At 60.8% G+C, this 19,344-nt stretch carries 17 protein-coding genes; 9 read left to right on the top strand and 8 right to left on the bottom strand.

What is annotated here, in order from left to right; all coding sequences use genetic code 11:
* Window positions 1–37: 37 nt before the first annotated feature.
* Window positions 38–859, top strand: coding sequence for a hypothetical protein (locus AC5P6S_RS18290; RefSeq protein WP_495204709.1), 822 nt, complete (start codon window positions 38–40; stop codon window positions 857–859).
* 254 nt (window positions 860–1,113) lie between these two features.
* Here the strand turns inward: AC5P6S_RS18290 and AC5P6S_RS18285 are convergent, their stop codons facing one another.
* Window positions 1,114–1,911: a siderophore-interacting protein gene (locus AC5P6S_RS18285; protein WP_495204708.1), complete on the bottom strand. Its 798-nt coding sequence runs from the start codon at window positions 1,909–1,911 to the stop codon at window positions 1,114–1,116.
* Window positions 1,912–1,969: 58 nt separating this feature from the next.
* Window positions 1,970–2,530 carry a PadR family transcriptional regulator gene (locus AC5P6S_RS18280; RefSeq protein WP_495204707.1) on the bottom strand — a complete coding sequence of 187 codons (561 nt, stop codon included), beginning with the start codon at window positions 2,528–2,530 and terminating at the stop codon, window positions 1,970–1,972.
* 568 nt (window positions 2,531–3,098) lie between these two features.
* Between AC5P6S_RS18280 and aceE the strand changes: the two genes are divergently transcribed.
* From aceE to AC5P6S_RS18260, 4 genes are all read left to right on the top strand, one after another.
* Entirely contained in the window at window positions 3,099–5,786 is a 2,688-nt protein-coding gene (gene aceE, locus AC5P6S_RS18275) for a pyruvate dehydrogenase (acetyl-transferring), homodimeric type (protein ID WP_495204706.1), read from the top strand.
* 102 nt (window positions 5,787–5,888) lie between these two features.
* Window positions 5,889–6,659 (top strand): FRG domain-containing protein, encoded by a 771-nt coding sequence (locus AC5P6S_RS18270; RefSeq protein WP_274850021.1) that lies wholly within the window; start codon window positions 5,889–5,891, stop codon window positions 6,657–6,659.
* On the top strand, window positions 6,659–7,690 hold the full coding sequence (locus AC5P6S_RS18265; RefSeq protein WP_080392848.1) for a DUF262 domain-containing protein: 1,032 nt from the start codon (window positions 6,659–6,661) through the stop codon (window positions 7,688–7,690). The genes AC5P6S_RS18270 and AC5P6S_RS18265 overlap by 1 nt, the downstream gene beginning before the upstream one ends.
* 91 nt (window positions 7,691–7,781) lie before the next feature.
* On the top strand, window positions 7,782–8,444 hold the full coding sequence (locus AC5P6S_RS18260; RefSeq protein WP_080392849.1) for an Eco29kI family restriction endonuclease: 663 nt from the start codon (window positions 7,782–7,784) through the stop codon (window positions 8,442–8,444).
* Window positions 8,445–8,560: 116 nt separating this feature from the next.
* On the opposite strand, the gene AC5P6S_RS18255 is transcribed toward AC5P6S_RS18260, so the two are convergent.
* From AC5P6S_RS18255 to AC5P6S_RS18230, 6 genes are all read right to left on the bottom strand, one after another.
* Window positions 8,561–9,211 carry an Eco29kI family restriction endonuclease gene (locus AC5P6S_RS18255; RefSeq protein WP_057499934.1) on the bottom strand — a complete coding sequence of 217 codons (651 nt, stop codon included), beginning with the start codon at window positions 9,209–9,211 and terminating at the stop codon, window positions 8,561–8,563.
* Window positions 9,208–10,422: a DNA cytosine methyltransferase gene (locus AC5P6S_RS18250; protein ID WP_274850022.1), complete on the bottom strand. Its 1,215-nt coding sequence runs from the start codon at window positions 10,420–10,422 to the stop codon at window positions 9,208–9,210. Before AC5P6S_RS18250 ends, AC5P6S_RS18255 begins: the two co-directional genes overlap by 4 nt.
* 60 nt (window positions 10,423–10,482) lie before the next feature.
* Window positions 10,483–10,713 carry a helix-turn-helix domain-containing protein gene (locus AC5P6S_RS18245; protein ID WP_160320751.1) on the bottom strand — a complete coding sequence of 77 codons (231 nt, stop codon included), beginning with the start codon at window positions 10,711–10,713 and terminating at the stop codon, window positions 10,483–10,485.
* 122 nt (window positions 10,714–10,835) lie between these two features.
* Window positions 10,836–11,450: an HNH endonuclease gene (locus AC5P6S_RS18240; protein ID WP_232015482.1), complete on the bottom strand. Its 615-nt coding sequence runs from the start codon at window positions 11,448–11,450 to the stop codon at window positions 10,836–10,838.
* A gap of 766 nt (window positions 11,451–12,216) precedes the next feature.
* A complete protein-coding gene (locus tag AC5P6S_RS18235; RefSeq protein ID WP_057499938.1) occupies window positions 12,217–12,585 on the bottom strand; it encodes a hypothetical protein in 369 nt (122 codons plus the stop codon).
* A 486-nt stretch (window positions 12,586–13,071) separates the two neighbouring features.
* Window positions 13,072–13,287: a hypothetical protein gene (locus tag AC5P6S_RS18230; protein WP_170272467.1), complete on the bottom strand. Its 216-nt coding sequence runs from the start codon at window positions 13,285–13,287 to the stop codon at window positions 13,072–13,074.
* A gap of 195 nt (window positions 13,288–13,482) precedes the next feature.
* On the opposite strand from AC5P6S_RS18230, the gene AC5P6S_RS18225 reads away from it, so the two are divergent.
* The 4 genes from AC5P6S_RS18225 (at window position 13,483) to AC5P6S_RS18210 (ending at window position 19,243) form a co-directional block, all read left to right on the top strand.
* A complete protein-coding gene (locus tag AC5P6S_RS18225) occupies window positions 13,483–14,124 on the top strand; it encodes a DUF1629 domain-containing protein (RefSeq protein WP_274850023.1) in 642 nt (213 codons plus the stop codon).
* 409 nt (window positions 14,125–14,533) lie between these two features.
* Window positions 14,534–15,172, top strand: coding sequence for a DUF1629 domain-containing protein (locus tag AC5P6S_RS18220; protein ID WP_274850024.1), 639 nt, complete (start codon window positions 14,534–14,536; stop codon window positions 15,170–15,172).
* Window positions 15,173–15,209: 37 nt separating this feature from the next.
* Window positions 15,210–18,560 (top strand): XVIPCD domain-containing protein, encoded by a 3,351-nt coding sequence (locus tag AC5P6S_RS18215; RefSeq protein WP_495204705.1) that lies wholly within the window; start codon window positions 15,210–15,212, stop codon window positions 18,558–18,560.
* Between the two features lie 44 nt (window positions 18,561–18,604).
* Window positions 18,605–19,243 carry a hypothetical protein gene (locus tag AC5P6S_RS18210; RefSeq protein WP_241876335.1) on the top strand — a complete coding sequence of 213 codons (639 nt, stop codon included), beginning with the start codon at window positions 18,605–18,607 and terminating at the stop codon, window positions 19,241–19,243.
* Window positions 19,244–19,344 lie beyond the last annotated feature (101 nt).

The raw sequence follows: 19,344 nt of genomic DNA, 5'->3' as shown, positions 1-19,344 counted from the left end.
CGTTTCAGGCGCAGCCGCAACCACGGAAGGAAGATCCATGCAGGACGCGCAGTACTGGTTGAACGAATTCTGGTCGGGCCTGAGCGTGCTCGATCTGCTGGGCGGCAGCGTGCTCGGCACGTTGCTTGGCCTGGTGCTGGGCATCTTCGCCTGGCGCGGGCTGCACCGCCGGGGGTGGTTGCAGCGGCGCAAGCGCTGGCATCACTGGCTGCTGGCCAGCTACGTGGTGCTGCTGCCGCTGGCCACTGCCTTCTTCGGCCTGCAGCTGGGCTTCACTGCCGGTGCACACCGCGCGCTGTTCAAGCAGCTCGATCATTTCCAGCCGCACCTGCAGACCCTGGTGGAAGGCTGGAGCGAAGGCTTCACCGACTCGCTGGACGACCCGCGCATGCGCGAGGCATTGCGCAGCCAGGGCACGGTGGGCGACGTGGCCGATACCATCGCTTCGGCCTACCTCAGCGAACATCCGTTGCCCGGTCTTGATCGTCTTGGCAACGGCCCGTTGGCGCGCGGCACCGGCTGGGTGATCGGCAAGGTGCGCGAAGGCCTGCTGCGCGGCATGGTGGAAGACACGCTGGTGGACAAGGCCGGCACGGTCGGGCTGGAGCCCAAGGTGGTGCGCGAGGCGCTGACGATGCATGTGGATGAGCTGCTGCACACCCGTGGTGTGCTGCGGCTGGTGAAGGCGCAGATCAACGGCATGATGCCCGGCGTGTACTTCGGGCTGCTGTTGCCGCTGCTGGTCATCGCGCTGCTGGTGGCGCTGGAGATCTGGGCCGCGCAGCGGTTCGGGTGGGCGCAGCAAGTGGTAGTGCCGGCCGCTGGCCGGCAATTTCAGGTTCCTGCCGAAGGTTCATGAGGTTGCCGGCCAGCGGCCGGCACTACCTGTTGCAGGGCGTGCGGATGCTGGCGCTGGAGATCTGGGCCGCGCAGCTGTTTGGGTGGATGCGGCAGGCGGTGCCCCGCGTGGTAGTGCCGGCCGCTGGCCGGCAATTGCGGGTTCCTGCCGAAGGTTCATGAGGTTGCCGGCCAGCGGCCGGCACTACCTGTTGCAGGGCGTGCGGACCAACGGTCCGCACCTACCAAGGAGGGGCCGCACCCACCGTCTTTGGATCAATCGCCGTCGGTTTCGTCCGGGTGGGCCTTCCAGTAGCCGGTCGAGCGGATCCAGTCGCGTGGCACGCCCAGGTGGCCTTCGATGAATTTGCGCATCATCCGTGCGCGGCGCGATTCGGTGGCGATCCAGTAGAAGACATCGCCGTCCGGGGCCTCGAAGTCGGTCAGCATGTCTTCCAGCAGCGTGCTGCTGGCCGCCGGGAAGCCGTTGCGCTCCAGCCAGTGGATCCGCACGTTCTCGTACTGCGGCAGGTCCTGGCGTTCGGCCTCGTCGCTCACTTCGATGAAGGCCTGCACCTCGGCACCGTCCGGCAGCACGTCCAGCCAGCGGGCGATGGCCGGCAGCGCGGTTTCATCGCCAATCAGCACATAGGCATCAAAGCTGTCGGCCACCACGAACGAACCGCGCGGCCCGCCGATCACCAGCGTGTCGCCGGCCTTGGCCTGCTCGGCCCACGGCCCGGCAATGCCCTGGTCGTGCAGCACGAAGTCGATGGCCAGCTCGCCGGTTTCGTGGTCCCACCAGCGCGGCGTGTAGTCGCGGGCCGGCGACGGCTCCTTGCCGGCCGGATAGCTGCGGCCTTCGGCGGTGACCACCGGCAGCACCATCTCGCCCGCAGCGTTGGGGAAGAACAGCTTGATGTGGTCGTCGGCGCCGGGCGAATCGAAGCCTGCCAGCTCGTCGCCGCCCAGCACCACGCGGCGCATGTGCGGGGTGACTTCTTCGGTGCGCAGCACGGTCAGTTCACGGAAGCGCACATCCAGGCGCAGGCGCGTGTTGTTGTGTTCGGTCATGGGGTTACCTGCAAAGGTGTCGCGCGGGGCGCGCGGCGTAGGGGAGACCTGGCTGGATTCAGTCTGGCTGGGTCGTTGAAATGGGTGGGCTCTCGCTACCGGCCGTACCGTTGAGCAGGGCAGACGCCCGCGTCAGCAGCGTCGCCACTTCTTCCGCTTCGCCCTCGGCCCAGCGGCCGTGGTGGTGCACCAGCGCCCGCTTGAACTCGCGCAAGGCACCGGCCAGCGGCGGCGGCAGCGAAGCCTTGGTGATCTCGCGGGCACGGTCGAAGGCACGCCGCTGCGCCAGGCGCACCTGGGTGCGCTGCACCTTCAGCTCGAACTCGCCGGCGGCGGTGATGCGGAAGATCCGCTTGCCGTCCACTTCCTCGGCCTCGATCCAGCCGGCCTGCTCGAAGCTGGCCAGCAGCGGGTACATGGTGCCGGCGCTGGGCGTGTAGGCCTGCATGAACTGGTTGCTGATCAGCTGCATCAGCTCATAGCCATGGCGGGGTTGTTCGCCGATCAGGGCCAGCACCAGCAGGCGCAGGTCGCCGCGGCTGAGCACCCGCGGCTGGCCGTTGCGGCGCGGCACTTCCGGATTGGTGGAACGGGCTCTGGGAGAAGCGGTGCGGCTCATTTCGATATATCGGTAAACGAGTGTGCAAACGATATATCGATATATCGAAGACGACAATCACCGATCCGGCCACAAGCGGATCAGTTTTGGGCCACGGCCAGCCCCGCGCACGGCAAAAGGGGCGCCCCTTGCGAGGCGCCCCGGGCAACACTGTGGAAGGGAGCGAGGCAGGGCCAGACGGCGGACCGAAGCGGGCGAGGCCAACACTCGAGGCCTACCCTGAGGGCAGGGTGGGGGCCAATCCAGAGGCAGGTGCGACACGTTGTCGCCGGTTCAGCGCCAGCACGCGCAGCCGATACCGGTGGGCGTGGCGCTGCCCTACAACCGTCATCGGCAGCAGTAACACTGCGTCCTGCACATGGGCGCAGCGGCCCGCAAGCGACAGCCCGCGCAGCCGCCAAGGCCCGCCGCAGGGTCGTCAGCGGGCCCGGCAAGCCCCTTGCGGACACTGGCCGGTTGCATCCATACGCCTGCGTAGCCAAGTGACGAAAGCCCTTGGTGCGCTACACTTTGCGGTCTAGAAATCTATACAACAGTCGCGCGCGTGCGTGCGGTTATGGGAGCGCTAATGAACTGGTTGAACGAGGTGCTGAACAACGACCCGAATCCTGTGGAAACCCAGGAGTGGATCGAGTCGTTGAAGGCCGTTATTGATGTCGAGGGCTCCGAGCGCGCGCATCAGCTGCTGGAAGGCATGGTGGAACTGACCCGTCGTTCGGGCGCCTACCTGCCGTTCTCTCCCACCACCGAATACGTCAACACCATCGAACCGCAGTTCGAGGCCAAGAGCCCGGGCAATGCCGAGCTGGAATGGCGCATCCGTTCGATCATCCGCTGGAACGCGATGGCCACCGTGGTCCGCGCCAACCGCAAGCCGGGTGACCTGGGCGGCCACATCGCCTCGTTCGCCTCCGGCGCCACCCTGTACGACGTGGGCTTCAACCACTTCTGGCGCGCCCCGAGCGAAAACCACCCGGGCGACCTGCTGTTCATCCAGGGCCACAGCGCCCCGGGCATCTACGCGCGTTCCTTCCTGGAAGGCCGCATCAGCGAAGAGCAGCTGGACAAGTTCCGCATGGAAGTGGACGGCGGTGGCCTGTCCTCGTACCCGCACCCGTGGCTGATGCCGGACTACTGGCAGACCCCGACCGTGTCGATGGGCCTGGGCCCGCTGGCCGCCATCTACCAGGCGCAGTTCATGCGTTACCTGGAAAACCGTGGCCTGATCGAGAAGTCCGACCGCAAGGTGTGGTGCTTCATCGGCGACGGCGAGAGCGACGAGCCGGAAACCCTGGGTGCCATCGCGCTGGCCGGCCGTGAAGGCCTGGACAACCTGATCTTCGTGGTGAACTGCAACCTGCAGCGCCTGGACGGTCCGGTGCGCGGCAACGGCAAGATCATCCAGGAACTGGAAGGCGTGTTCCGTGGCGGCGGCTGGAACGTGATCAAGCTGCTGTGGGGCGGTTACTGGGATGCCCTGCTGGCCAAGGACACCAACGGCGTCCTGAAGAAGCTGATGATGGAAACCGTCGACGGCGAATACCAGAACTGCAAGGCCTTCGGCGGCGCGTACACCCGCGAGCATTTCTTCGGCAAGTACCCGGAAACCGCAGCGATGGTCGCCGGCCTGAGCGACGACGACATCTGGCGCCTGAACCGTGGTGGCCACGACCCGCACAAGGTGTACGCCGCCTACCACCAGGCCGTGAACACCAAGGGCATGCCGACCGTCATCCTGGCCAAGACCGTGAAGGGCTACGGCATGGGCAGCGCCGGTGAAGCACTGAACCCGACCCACCAGACCAAGAAGCTGGACGACGAAGCGGTGCGCCACTTCCGCGACCGCTTCAACATTCCGGTGACCGACGCGCAGCTGGCCGACGGCCAGGTGCCGTACTACCACCCCGGCCCGGATTCGCCGGAAGTGCAGTACCTGCAGGAACGCCGTGCCGCGCTGGGTGGTTACCTGCCGCAGCGCCGCCGCAAGGCCGACAAGACCTTCGTGGCGCCGAAGCTGGAAGCCTACGAACGCCTGCTGAAGAGCAGCGGCGAGCGCAGCTACTCCACCACCATGGCCTTCGTGCAGAGCCTGAACATCACCCTGCGCGACAAGGAACTGGGCCCGCACATCGTGCCGATCGTGGCCGACGAAGCGCGTACCTTCGGCATGGAAGGCCTGTTCCGCCAGATCGGCATCTACGCGCCGTTCGGCCAGAAGTACAAGCCGGTCGACGCCGACCAGCTGATGTTCTACCGCGAAGACCAGAGCGGCCAGGTGCTGCAGCAGGGCATCAGCGAGCCGGGTGCGATCAGCTCGTGGATGGCCGCCGGTACCAGCTACTCGGTCAGCAACGTGCCGATGCTGCCGTTCTACATCTACTACTCGATGTTCGGCTTCCAGCGCGTGGGCGACATCGCCTGGCAGGCCGCCGACATGCGTACCCGCGGCTTCCTGCTGGGTGGTACCGCCGGCCGCACCACGCTGAACGGTGAAGGCCTGCAGCACGAAGATGGCTTCAGCCATCTGGTGGCCGGTGGCATCCCGAACGTGCGCAGCTACGACCCGACCTTCGGCTTCGAAGTGACGGTGATCCTGCAGCACGGCACCAAGCGCATGATGGAAGACCAGGTGGACGAGTATTACTACGTCACCCTGATGAACGAGAACTACACCCACCCGGAAATGCCGGAAGGTGCGGCCGAAGGCATCGTCAAGGGCATGTACCTGCTGACCGACGCCGGCAAGCCGAAGAAGGGCGAGCTGCGCGTGCAGCTGCTGGGTTCGGGCACCATCCTGCGCGAAGCCATTGCCGCGGCCGAGCTGCTGGACAAGGACTTCGGCGTGACCGCCGACATCTGGAGCTGCCCGAGCTTCAACGAACTGCGTCGCGATGGTTTCGACGTGGAGCGTGCCAACCGCCTGCATCCGGAAGGTGAGCAGCGCAAGGCCTACGTGACCGAGCTGCTGGAAGGCCGCCAGGGCCCGGCGATTGCCGCCACCGACTACGTGCGTGCGTATGCGGACCAGATCCGCGCGTTCGTGCCGATGAGCTACACGGTGCTGGGTACGGATGGGTTTGGTCGTTCGGATACGCGTGCGAACCTGCGCCGGTTCTTTGAGGTGGATCGCTACTACATCGCCCATGCCGCGATTGCGGCGCTGGCGAAGGAAGGGAAGATGACCGCGAAGGATGTGGCCCGGGCGATCAAGCAGTACAAGATTGATCCGGAAAAGGCTAACCCTGTTGGGGTTTGATTAAGATTAAGAGCGTTACCTAGAGGAAATGCGACTCCGGCAGCATTGCTGCCGGAGTCGCGGCCGCGAGAGTCCAACGGAAAAGGACCACAGGGGAGCGGGATGTCGGCGAAAGAGATAGAAATCAATTCTCTGTCTGAGCTAATGAACTCAGTGGAAGAATGGTTGGCGCAAAGCACCGGACCGCGATGGTTCCGAGGATCAGGGAATCACCCCGTCTACGAGCTGGTTCCAAGCCTTATGAGACACCCGGACGTGGTTGCAGATCCGTCGAATGCCTTGACGTTCGAATTGCGACTCAAGTCCAGGTTTCTGCAGACAAGTGCGCCATTTTTGAAGTCAACGCCGGCGACTGACTTCGATTGGTTGTTTCTTCAACAGCACTATGGTGTACCTACCCGGCTGCTGGATTGGACTGAAAACCCATACATCGCACTGTACTTTGCTCTTTCCAGTAGTCGTCCAGAAGCAGACGCTTGCGTTTGGATGCTTGATCCTGTTGCATGGAATAAAAGGGCCTTAAATAATGAGCGGTTGGACCGTGTCCCAGATCCGACTATGCCTCAGGCTGCGGAGTTTCTTAAGGATCCCGGAGGCGATTTTGCTCCATCTGACCCAATCGCGATTCTCGGAAATCACACGAATAGTCGAATCACCGCCCAGCGAGGAAACTTCGTCATGTTCTGCAGATCGACAGAGAGTATGGAAAAGAAGGCCTATGCAGAAGACTCGTTGGTTTGTTTGAAGGTTCCCGCTGCAAGGAAGCAATTCCTGCACGGAAACTTGTTGCGAATAGGGTACACGCATTCTGTGGTCTATCCGGATCTCTCGGGACTTGGTACCGAAATTAAAACTACATTTGGATTTCAGTGATGGAAAACGTCTTTGTTGTCCGCCCATTCTCATCCAGTAGCATATCGTGGTGGTATGCAGAGCGGGACCAGATTGATTTTTCTCCTGCGTACCAAAGGAAATCAGGAGTATGGGGTGTTGCGGATCGAGCCTATCTGATTGATTCAATAATCAACGGATACGACGTTCCCAAGTTCTACATCGCTGATTTCAGTTACTCCGGGAGCAAGCTCAACAAGTCTGGTAAACCGTACGCAGTGATTGATGGTAGGCAGCGGCTGGAAGCAATCTTCGGCTTCTTGGATGGGAAATTTCGGCTGGGAAAGGACTCTGTGTATTTTGCTGATCCTTCTGTAAGGCTTGCCGGCCTTGATGTCGTGGAGCTGAGAGAAAAGCATCCAAGGATACTAGCGAGAATTGAAGCCTTTCCTCTCTCAGTTATGTCGGTGATCACTGATCAAGAAAGCAGGATTAATGATCTGTTTGTGAGGCTAAACAGAAGCAAGCCACTTACGGGCGCTGAAGTCCGTAGCGCGATGCTCGGTGCGGTCCCTGGTTATATCAAGAGCCTAGCCGATCACAAATTTTTCTCTCGATGCGTATCATTTAGCAATTCTCGCAAGCAACATGAGAACGTTGCCGCGAAGATACTCCTCCTGGAGCATCGGGAGGACTTCGTAGATACAAAGAAGGCCACGCTCGATAGGTTCGCGGCTGAAGCTATCCTTACCGAGCAGAGTTTTGAGCGGGCATTTAAACGCGCGCGTTCTGTTCTGCGGCAAATGTCGATCGAGTTTTATGCAAGCGACAGCCTCTTGCGATCGTCTGGCAATCTGCCGGTCTATTACTGGATTTATCGAAGTGGTGTAGAAAATGCGAGCGGCTTTAGTGCCCGAGATTGCATTGATCACTTCGAGAAATTTCGGCGAGCTAATCCGAATAGAAAAGACGTTGCGGCCTACAATCTGGCTTCACGAAGCGCAAATGATGAGCATACCTATCGAACTAGGTTCAATATTCTTCAGAAATTCGTTTCGGAATTTTCAGGTTGAGTCGAGCTGATTCGAATCTAAGGTGCCATATATTAGTATGGGAGAAGGTTTTCTCTAGCGCCTTAGATGATTATTTTATTCAGGGGGAGGGATGGTAGAGTCATTTAATCCGTTGGACGTCAATAATATTGGCGTAACTCTGGCGGTTGAGCTTCTGGAGCAGGACATCTGTCCGCTTCCCCCTGCTAAATTTCCTGGAGCTGGGGTCTACGCCATTTATTACTCAGGTCCGCATCCGGCGTATGCAGGCATAGTATGTCGAGATGGTGGTGAAGGTGGGCTCCGATACCCCATTTACATCGGAAGCGCGGCCAGGGAGAACGCGAAGCAGGGGTTTAATCCCAGTCCAACTACTGAGGCCAGGATATGGAATCGCCTCAAAAATCACGCGGAATCGATTAGGTCGGTTGTTGGCTGTGGCGAGTTCGATCTCAGAGAGAAGGACTTTCACTGCCGATACTTGGTGTTGGACGATGCGTATATTAACTTGGCGGAGTCTGTGCTGATTGCAGCGTTTAGGCCGGCATGGAATGGGATCGGCTTTGGAAGTAAAGTCGTAGGTAAACGACGACAGGAGCAAGTGGCCTCCCTTTGGGATTCGCTTCATCCAGGTCGCAAAGGACGTCCAGCCGGCGATTTGGAGAGGAGAGCGCTTGCGCTCAAGCAGATGGCTGAAAGCGTCGAAAAGGTGAATTCGAGTCGAGAGGATCCCCGGGTCGCGCGCATGGTTGAGAAGATAAGGAAATTTATCTAGCGGCCCGGTCTCTGGTCCAAGAGTGGAGATTGCAATTATTCAATATTTTTCCTGGTTGCGCGATTTCTGTGATCACAGTTATTGCACGATGAGTTGACTCTACGATTGAGAAAAAATTAATCTCCTTTAGCCTCAATAAATTTGTCTGATAGACAGGTTGGGAGAACCTTTAAATAAGTTGCAGCATCTTCCGCTACTCTTGACTGGCTCTCTGGCCGATCTGAAAGACGCTGAGCCCATTCGCGTCCGGGATGGAGGACGTCCCACCTAGGCCGCATTCCGGCGTGGCGGCCCTTCCCAGGGTTATGGTTTCCAAATCCATCAATCAGTGAATTCCACACAGGTGTGAAACGGGAGATGATGAGGGACTCGCCGAGCGGGATCCAAATGTCATCGACAACCAGGAATCGGCAAAAAAAGTCCTCGATGTTTAGGTTCGTCGCAGCCCTGATGCTTTCCCCGTGCTCCTTAAGCCTCTTAAAGAGGACCTTGCCAGGCGGAACGTCGGTACTTGCGCCCATACGAGCGCCGGCTGGAACAGCCTTCCCCACGTAGATGGGTAGCATGAACTTTCCATCGTTGTTGAGCCGGGCGATTTGCTCGTAAGCTTCGAAGTCGCCTGTGTAATAGATGGCATAAATGCCTGCACCATCAAACTGGGGAAGCTGGCCAAGTGGATGCACTTCCTTCGTAAGCAGAGCCTCGGCAACGCTCGCGCCGAGGTTCTTCTTATCCAGTGGATTGAATTGAATTACTTTGGCCGTCATGCGCGCTTTCTTTTGGTGTTTGCTTCATTCTTGGCGATTTGCGACAGTCCCGCAATCGCGAGTTGCTCCGCAACACTTGCCGCGACCCGCTGCCCCAGCAACACGGGGACTGCATTCCCAAGCTGACGCATGGTTTCCGACCAACTCCCGTGGAACTGGAATCCATCGGGGAACGTCTGGATTCGAGCGCTCTCCCGAATCGTGAAGTAGCGCACTGAGCCGTCATCTTTCACCAGCATGTTCTCCCCGCCTGGCACTCCATGACCGCCGGCCTTGAGCGTCTTTGCGGGCAGATCGAGAGGGCTACCGGTATGTCCAGGGTAGGAGCGTGCACCTGCCTGGTGGATGTGGTTCGCAAACTTCTTTGCCTCACGACCTTCCGGATCTGGAAGCCCTTGCAGTGCGTCTCGAACCGTCCGCCATGCTTGCGTAGGCAGCATCGTACGGAACTGCTGCAACTTAGCAACGCGTGCTGCGAGCTTCGCGGGCATCTTGGGTTGACGTATGCCGTGACGTTTCCAGTAGATCCCGGTCACCCATTGATCATGCAGAAGAGCGTCATAGCTATGGGTCTCATGCGGGAACGACCATTCCACGCCAAGATCGTCTCTGAAGCCCACCAAGAACACACGCTCACGCTTCTGCGGTACACCGAAGTTCGCAGCATTTACCAGCGTAGGGATGACATTGTAAGTGTGGCCCTTCCCCTTCCGCTTGCCTGATGTCTTCTCGACCTGAAGGCGCGTCAGGTGATCTGACCAGTCCTCGTCCTTGCGGGGAGGGACATCCGGGAACTCCAACTGCAGTTGAATGTAATGGAAGTAGTTCGCGAACTTGGCGCGAGTCAGCCCCTTCACGTTCTCAACAATGAAGGCCTTCGGTCGCAGTTGCCTGATGATCTCGACAGTCGCCGGGAACATATCCCGTCCGTCTTCATGCGCCTTGTGTTTGCCGCCAATGGAGAATGGCTGGCAGGGTGGTCCTCCAGCCAGAAGCTCAATGTCCTGCGGGATGGAAGACCAGTCGAACGAGCGGACATCACCTTCGTGCAGGGTCCATCCACGAACAAGGGGGTAGTCGCGCCGTTGATTCTCGCGGACCGTGTCACATGCCCACTTGTCCCATTCGACCACGGCCAAGTGCTCGAAACCGGCAATTTCGCATCCCATGGCCAAACCGCCGGCTCCTGCGAAAAGCTCAACCGATCTCATTCCAATACTCCAGTGAATTTTTCTTGATTGGACCAGTGGTCCACATAGACTTGGACGCGATCATCCTTCTTCCGAAATGAAGGATGGCGTCGTGCTGAGTGAGATTTCCATGCCCAAAGCCGACAACACTGCAATCAGCTTTCTGCTGCCGAGCTCAGAAAGGCGACCCCTTTCGAATCGTGAAAGCAGTTCAGCAGTTACGCCGCTGGTCTTCGCTACGTCGATCTGCTTCAAGCCCAGCTGCTTACGCCTAGCCGCTACCTGACAGCCTAGTTCTTGGAGGGTCTTCACGCCCGTCTTCCGTACTCGATACGGCTCAATTATTGATCTATACGTCAAGTGAGGCAAGTGAAATCCGGACGGGAAGGATCTCCCTCTGCTGTCTCAGGAGCTGAGACAACCAGGCGGGGGCCCTACGCCCAGGCACATTGTGACCGGTGCCAGGCTAGCGAGTCAGGGCTGACCGAAAGTGTCGCTGATACTGGAGACGCCAGTTCCTTGCCGACAAGGTCGCTATAGCTTGATTGGTGCAATGCGGGGGCCAGGGACATCTGCAGGGACGTCGGGTCCACGGCGATAAGGTAGAGGTCAAAAAGGGTATGAACGTCTGCGCGCAACAGAAGACCGTTGCTGACCACGCTACTCGACTGGCCGGAATAGGGGCGGATGTGGGCCGCCTCAAGCGCATCGACCACATCGCACCCAGTCATCGCACACCGACCGCCGTATGCGTCCAGCAGTGCCTTGCGGAAGGCAGGCTGCCCGCGGCGCCGAACGATAGCTGCCAGCACACGCCGCCTCTCGTCCACCTCGTCTGTTGGGGAGAAACTGCCAGATGCCTCTGCCGCTTTGGCCTCCTGCTGCAACAGCCCTCTTGTAGGACCAGAGACCGACGTGAGCGTCTCACCGGAAAGCCCGAGGAGCTTGGCAAGTTTCGGCTCAACCTTTGCACCCACGTTCGATGCTGGAAGAAGCCCGGGTAGCCAGGGCTTGCCTGCCTGATCCAGAACGTGGGAGATGTTCTGCATGCGGTACTCCCAGGCCTTGGACGTACGCCCGTGGCGGGCGGCCAGTTCCCGATAGACCCTTGCCTTCTCAAGGGCTGATCCATTGGCAAGACGGGCCTCCATTTGGCGATACGCCTCAACGGCAGCAGCCAATTCGTCTTCAGTCCACCTACTCACAGCCTTCCCCTATCCGCGACCGCACGTGGCGTTCTGGGGAAAGTATGCCGTAAACGACACAATGAGCCGCTAATGGCTTGAGGCGGAGGAGCGTAGTGTGTCAGCGCAAACCGCAGACTGTTCAGGCCCCTCCATGCGTCTTGTATGTGGAGCTCAGTTGCAAAGCCCTAATCGCCCGGAAGTAGTCGGCTACTCCAGCGCTGGAGTAGAGGTTGAACGCAAGGCGTCTCACTGGCTTGGCCTGTGAAGCCTAGGATGAGCAACTGTGATGATGAGTTGTCCACCAGCAGAGCGGGCTCGCCTCGGCAAGTGAGCTCGAAGTACCTTGCTTCGAAGCGCCCGGTGCCGAGCGTTGCATCTTCAGCCGCTAGGCTTAGGGCCTCCTCGCGCATGACAGCAAATTCGGTAGCCGAGACCTTGGGGTAGATCTTCAGCTCCAAATCGTCTTTGGGCAGGTGGCAATGGGCGAGCGCTGAACCAATCAGCGCTGCCAAGCACAGTACTGCGTACGTCAGAGACTTCATTGGAAGTCCTGCAGATCAGAGGCGAACGGACAACGGGGCCGCGACGACAGCCCACAGCCTATTGCTTGAGGTGAAAGCCTTGGGCGCTACTCCCGCACGTGCAACCGCTCAGCCACTTGCGCGGTCAACGCCACACACGCCATCTTCAACCCTTCCATCACCCGATCCCCGAGGTACTCCTCGGGCGCGCCGTTCTGCCGAGTCCGCTCCGCAGCCAACATCAGCTCCGCCACCACGCGCAGCCCGGCCAGCGCGCAATCCGCATCCGCCAGCTGAAGACAACGCCCAGGCAGTTGATGCCGCTCCGGCCAAGGCTGGCCGTCCGCAGCCGCACCAGTGCCGATGCGATGCAACGTGGCGACGAAGGCGTTGGGATCGATGGATCGTTCGCGGTCGGGTTCGGTGTTGTCCGGATCGTACTGCGCGTGCAGGGAACGGAAGTCCGATGTGTTCATGGCAATGCTCCGTACAGGACAGACAGCAGCGCCACCGATAAAAGTGGCGGACGATGCGAGGCTCGAAAACCGGTCAACAACCAATCCGGCGGGTCCGAAGACCCCCACGCACCGCCCGCCATGGACCGCGAACGGATTGCCAGCCGGCGTCACACGAACGTGACGCCGGCTGGCAAGCGCAAACACATGGTTGTTGACCGGGTTTTCGACGCCCGTGCCACCCTGTGTGAGGTGGCATGCCAAGGTGTACTCGCATGGCTGCGAGATGCCAAGAAACCGTAGGCCGCAGAGGCCGCAAATGCTGACGCTTACGGCATTGTTGCATGGCGCACGCGCGACAGAACCCTTGCGGTGCAGCGGTTGGGGCCGTTGTTAAGCTACCGCCCGAATGCGCTTCAAAAAGTACGGTTTGCAGCCGTGTAGGATCCCAAAAGCGACACCTAGCCCGCCGAGCTGATACGTGCAGCGGGCCGATTGCGACACAGCTTAACTTTGCAGCGCCACGCCCGGCCGTGGCCACAGTGCATCGTCGCGCTCCAGGTCGTAGTCGCTGCCGAACGCCAGGGCAGCCTCACGCGGCGGAAGGTCTGTGTAGCAGCCCAGCAGGTATTCATCCATGCCGGCATCGCGATGGTCGATGGCGAACAGGCGGAGGAGCTCCTTGTCGAAGGCTTCCAGCCATGCGGGGTCGATCTTGGTCATGGGCATCCTCCAGTGGGGGAGGGAGAATGGTCTGCCTCCATCTCAGAGGATGCGATGGAGGGCACAATCTGCCTCTCAGTCATCACTGGGCGGCATCAGCGAAAACCGTGAGCCTGTCGCTGCCTCGAAACGACCATGCCAAGAGGGGTAAGCTCCATCTGCGGTGTCATTGAAGCGAATCCAGGGACGCAGGAGATGAAGCAAAGCCCCATCCAAGGCCCTCAAGCGGGCCAGTTCTACTTGTTCTCACCAGATCTGGAAAGCAGCCGTCCTTTCCGGGGCGCCGAGGTTGAGAACCTGTCGGTGTTGCTCGATCCACCGCGCATCATTCTGCGCCCGGACAATGGGGGTTTCCCGGCGCTTCGCGAGAAGCCACGCATCGTCTTCGACGCTTCCAAGGGCCCTGAGCCACGTGACCTGGAGGGCGGCTTCAGCGGGTACTGGCTCGTCTCGGAACGGCTGTGGCAGGTGATGAAATCCGTGGATCCGCATGCGTTCGACTTTGTTGAGTGTGATGTCCGCCTGGCCGATGGCACACCTATGCCACGGCGTTTCCTGTGCGACGTGGTGCGTGAACTGGACGCGATAGACGAGGAGCATTCAAGGCTTGATATCGAGATCGATGAGGACTTCGTCAACGGAAAGTTCTATTCGATTGCAGGCGGGGCGAGTCTGGCCATTCGCTCTGAGGTGGTGCGAGATGGGCATGTCTTCCTGACTCCATTCAGCACCTTCGTGATCGCGAGCCGCGAATTTGTTGATGCAGTTCACGCGGCGGGGCTTCCCGCGAATCCTCGGGATAGCGGCATCTCCTTCGTGGACGCTGCGGCAATCTGACCTTAGGGAGCAGACAACTGATGGCAAACCAGTTGCGACGTATTGAACAGCCGCACGGTTCAGTCAGGCACGCCCGGCTGTAGCCGCTGCCCATCGTCCGGCTCCACGTCGTAGTTGCTGCCGAACACCAGGACTGCCTCGTGCGGTGGAAGGTCCGCGTAGCAGCCCAGCGGGTGGTCGTCCAAGCCGACCTGGCTATTGTCGATGACGACCGAGTGAAGGGCTCCTATTGGACGGGTGATCTACCTGTAATGGATTTCGTTGTAATCCGATTACCGGCTGCTGCCGACCGGGTTACAAGGCAGCATGCCCATTCAGCACGCTTCTTTGGAGTGTGAGTGTTTGATCCGTAACCGGTGACCGGTAAGCTGTGCCCAGTGCAGGACTCAGAATGAGATGGAGATAGCGCATGGATTCGACCTCAGCTAATCACCCTCGGAAGGGGAAGTTCTTTCTCCTTGAGGCCGGTGCAATCAGTGGCCCTGCATGCGGGGTCGTCTTCGAGAATCTGGATCGACTGCTGTCTCCTCCCCGCATGATCCTGCTACCAGAGGAGGGAGGCATTCCACCACTCCGCGAGGTTCCGCGATTGGCTTTCAATCCGAGCGTAGGCGCACCGCCACGGGATCTGGAGCCGGGATTCAGCGGATACTGGCTCGTCTCGAAGCGACTGCATGAGGTGATGATTTCCGTTGATCCTCAAGCCTTCGCCTTTGCGGAAGTTGACTATCGGCTGGAAGATGGTAGCCAAGGCGACCGCCGCTACTTGTGCACTGTGATCCGGGTAATTGATGCGTTGGACGAAGGTGCTTCCAAGCTCTTTATTGATACCTCCGAAGATTTCATCAACGGAAAGTTCTACGATCTTGGTGGTGGTGCAAGTGTGACGTTTGATCGTGGCGCGCTTGGCCAGGCGCACGTCTTCAAGACACCTTATACAGCCTCTGTATTTTGCGATCACGTGTTCAAAGACGCAGTGGAAAGCGCTGGCGTGGCTACTGACAATGATGCCGATGGCATGTGGTTCATTGACGCTGCAGATATCTAGCCGCTTTGCAGCTGCTGAGCAGGAAGGAGCCTGATCGATGCCTCGCAACGGACCTGACTTTCAAGACCATCACGCGATCGAGCAGCGTACGCTAGCGCGTAGCCCACTGCTCAGGATGCTCGCCGACTCCGGTCATTTTGATATCCACGCCCCGGAGAATCGGATCTTTCTCCCGGCTGATCCGGCGTTTGCTCAAACGCTGGGAATCACTCCGCACAGTGGTGGCCCTATCGCCGACTATCAGATCGGCCTCCTACAACGTTTGCGTCGCTTGGAGCAGACGTCCGACGGAGTGGCCGCGTTCAACGGAGACGCTGCGGCACAGGCGCGGATTTCCGGGCGGGTAGAGGCACTGCGCGACACGGTACGGGTCGGCCTGATCAATGGTGATCTCTACACCAACGCTCCCTATGGTCTAAAGCCTGACGATATTCGGCCACAGGTTCAGAGCTTCTTCTTCAACGAAGCCCGTTATGGCCAGTTGAACGCTCCCCAGCTTCAACAGCTTAGGAGCTTCACGCCGATCGATAGCGGCTGGGCGGGTGTTACTCATTCGGAGCATCGTGTAGTGGCCACGCTCCGGCACATTCAGTCATCTCCCAATCCGTTAACACGTGGAGGTGGAGCGGAGTTGCAGCGTCAAGGCCTTTCGGAGGCAATCTCCAGCGCCTACCACGGTGGCAGGCTGAGCATATCCTCAGAGGGAGTCCTGATAGTTGAGAATGCTCTGGGTAAGGAAGCGGCAGACCCATTGCGCGTTCCGCAAGGTCAGCGAGGATTTGCAACTACCAGCATCCTCCTCGGCGAAGCCTCCACCAGCCAACTGATCCGCTCCGGCGGCCTGCTCGCATCCGGCGCCGACGCTGTCATTACCGCCCGTCGCACCTCACAGCTGCTGGAAGCGGGCAACGGCACCGCCGCCCAATCCGAGCTCACCCACGCTCTGGCACGCAACGGCGGTGGCTGGATCGGTGGCATGGCCACGGCATCGGTGATCGGCACGTCCAGCTTCGTCCCTGCGGCCATCGTCGCGGGCGATGCGCTGCTGATGAGCAAGGCGTTCGACAAGGGCGCCGATCTGCTCGACAACCGCGCCGTCTACAGGCAGACCGACAAGGCCGATGTCACATGGCAGTTCGATGGCCGCAACTGGCAGCGCCAGGCGGTTATGGACAGCACAGGCGACGGCCTGGGCAATCCGGCTGAGCGCAGTGTGGGTGCCAGTTACGAGAAGGCCCGCGAGCTGGGCGCATACGCCCACGTAAAAGCGGTAGAGCTGGCGCTGGGCAAGGCGCCGCCGCCGCAGGATCCTTTCAGCATCCCGGCGCGGGACGGCGAGGGGCGTCTGGACAATCCCAACTGGCACCGCGATGCGCAGACCGAGCAGTGGACGCGGCAGGTCAAGATTGGCGTGTCCGGCGTTAACGACCGGGGGGTGTACGAGACGCAGACCGCCACCCCCGAGCGCGCCGAAGAGTTGAATCGCGAGGCGGTGCAGCGCATCGAGAACAACATCGCCAACGGCAAGGCCGCCATTGCCGCCAGCTATCTGGAGACCTACGCCGCTACCCGTGCCAGCGACTTCGTGCCGCTGGTGCCGGAGGCGGTGGAGCAGGCCCGTGCCAGGCCCGACGCCGTTCAGGGCTCCGACAGCCATCTTTACCAGCGCGACGAAGCAGGGCAATGGCACCACGCTGGCCAGATCGCGCAGGGCAACATGGCGCTGGAGTTGGAGCTGACCCGCACCATCCAGCAGCCATCGCTCGATCAGTTCAACCAGACCATTGCCGCATTGGACGCGCGACCGCTGCCGTCTGCGGTAGAAGTGAACCAGAACGAGCTGCGCCACAGTTACTACGCTGCGGGCGTTGCGCTGTCACCAGCGTGGGAGCAGGCCATTGCGCTGGCCACGTCGCGCACGCGCGAGCAGCACGGCATAACCGGGGCCACGCTGCAGGAGCTGGGGCCTGTAGCCGAGGGCAACGCCGGCGCCTCCCGACCCATCACCCATTACCAGGTAGGCGAGGATGGCGTGGCGCGCGCCGTCGCGACCACCAGTACGCTGGAGCTGCAGGCTGCATGGAATGAGGTGCGGGCGCGTGCCAATGAGCAAGCGCCGGTGCCGGACTCGCCCGAGCTGCGCATTGCCGCGCTGTCGGCGGGTGAGCAGGAGGCTTACCGGCAGGCACTGCAGGAGGCCAATCGGCAGGGGGCTGCGCAGGTGGATGCTGGGCAGGCTGCACGAGCGGCCGCGCAGGTGGCACATGGCGACAAGCCATCTGAGCAGAAGGTGAGCGTGGAAGTGCGGCCGGAAGAGCCGGCCACTGCGCAGCCCATCGCGCCTGCAGCGGTTGCGGCGGCGCTGCCAGCGGAAGCGGTCACGCCACCGCCACCGCCCGCCCCAGAGGATAAGCCCGCGCCTCAGCGGCACGCCGAGCAGCGCGATCTGCCGCGGCGTGAGGCTGAGCCCCAACCTCAGCCCCATCCAAACAACGAGGCGCCCACCGAAAACCGTACCGCCTCACAGACACCGGAGCCCACAGGGACTATGCAGGCGCACCCGGCCGTACCTGAGCGCGTGACGCCACATACCGCCGCGCCGCTGGATGCGGCAACGCAGATGATGCCCACGCAGCGCACAGAGCAGGCATCGGAGCCGGAGCGGATGGCTGCGCCCGAGGTTGCTCCCAGTCCAAAGTTGGACGTGGCAGTACAGGAGGTTGAGGCGGTGCCCTTCAAGGAGCCGCTGCCTGCTGAGCCTGCGCGCGATCCATGGCCTTTTGAGCAGGAAGCGGCACAACACGTGCCAGAGCCCGAACCGGCTCCGTTGGGTGACCACGAGCCAGTCACTGCGGCTGTCACTGTTCCTGCCGAGCCCACGATAGCGCCAAGCCCTGAGCCGGCCGCTCCCGTACCCGCTCCGGATGAGGCATCGGGCCCGAACCGGGCGCTGCAGGACCCCACGCAGCCCGGTCACCCCGATCACGCGCTGTATCAGCAGATCCGCGAGGGCGTGGAAGCGCTGGACGCCAAACACGGCCGCAGCTTCGATGAAGTCAGCGAACGCATGACCGCCAGCCTTCTCGTACTGGCCAAGGACAACGACCTGGATCGGGTGGACCATGTGCTGGTGAGCAACGCTACGCGCGAACACCCAGCTGGGCACATGCTGTTCGTGGTACAGGGTGAGCCAAGCAATCCGGCACATCAGCGCGCTGCGATGCCGACCGAGATGGCGGCGCAGACATCAGTGGAAGAGTCACTGCAGCAGTTCGACTCTGTCAGCCGTGAAGCGCATCAGCGTGCGCTTGCGAATCAGATGGATCAGCAGCTGGAAGACCAGCGGGTGCAGCACGACATCCAGATTCGTGCGGCCAGCGCGGGATGATCAACGTGTGAGCTGCACTGGGCGACCTGCGAAAAGGACCGAAGATGAAGCCACAAGGAAAGCGCCGGATCTGCATGCTCGCTGGACTGCTCGTTCTTCTGGCTACGGGGTGCCGACCCGAGGCGGCTCGCGACGCAGGCTCGATAGCAGAGGCCCATCGTCCGGATCTGGTGCCGCTTGTGCGCGCCATGCCCACCTCGTCAATGGATGAACCATTGGCAGTGGAATTCGATGTGGATGTTCCCAGCAGGAATTCCTCTCCAACGCTCATGATCGGCATTCGGGTCAATCGTACGGACGACGTCGCGGCACTGGAGGCACTGGTCGATGTTCAGGCATCCGGGCTCCAGGCCAACGTCTCCATGGCGCGCCTGGAATCGGGTGGATGGAAGGACGTGCCGTTGCTCCGGCTGGAGTCGATCATCGGGGAACCTGCCCGGACGATTCCCATCCCCGCCGATGGTCGAGTAACCCGCGCGTGGCTGGACGATGCTGACGTACTGGCGCTGCAGAATGCTGGGCTGGAACGACCCGGTGATACCTACGCACAGCTGGCCTTCGCATGGGCACGCAATCCCTCGCCGGGCCGATACCGGGTTGAAGTGCAACTGCATTCGCCTCTGACGCAGCTTGATCCGTATCACCCCGAACTGCTGATTGCCTACCTGCGCAGGCCCAAGTAGCGAAGCAGTCAGCTTCTTGGATTGCTGGCTGGTTCACACATTCAGCATGCCAGTCGTGGTCCCAACTTTGTCCTCCACCTACCCCCCATCCCACCTATGCC

It is taken from the genome of Stenotrophomonas sp. YJH_SMC_119 (assembly GCF_059368315.1).
This window is presented reverse-complemented; position numbering and strand designations above follow the sequence as displayed.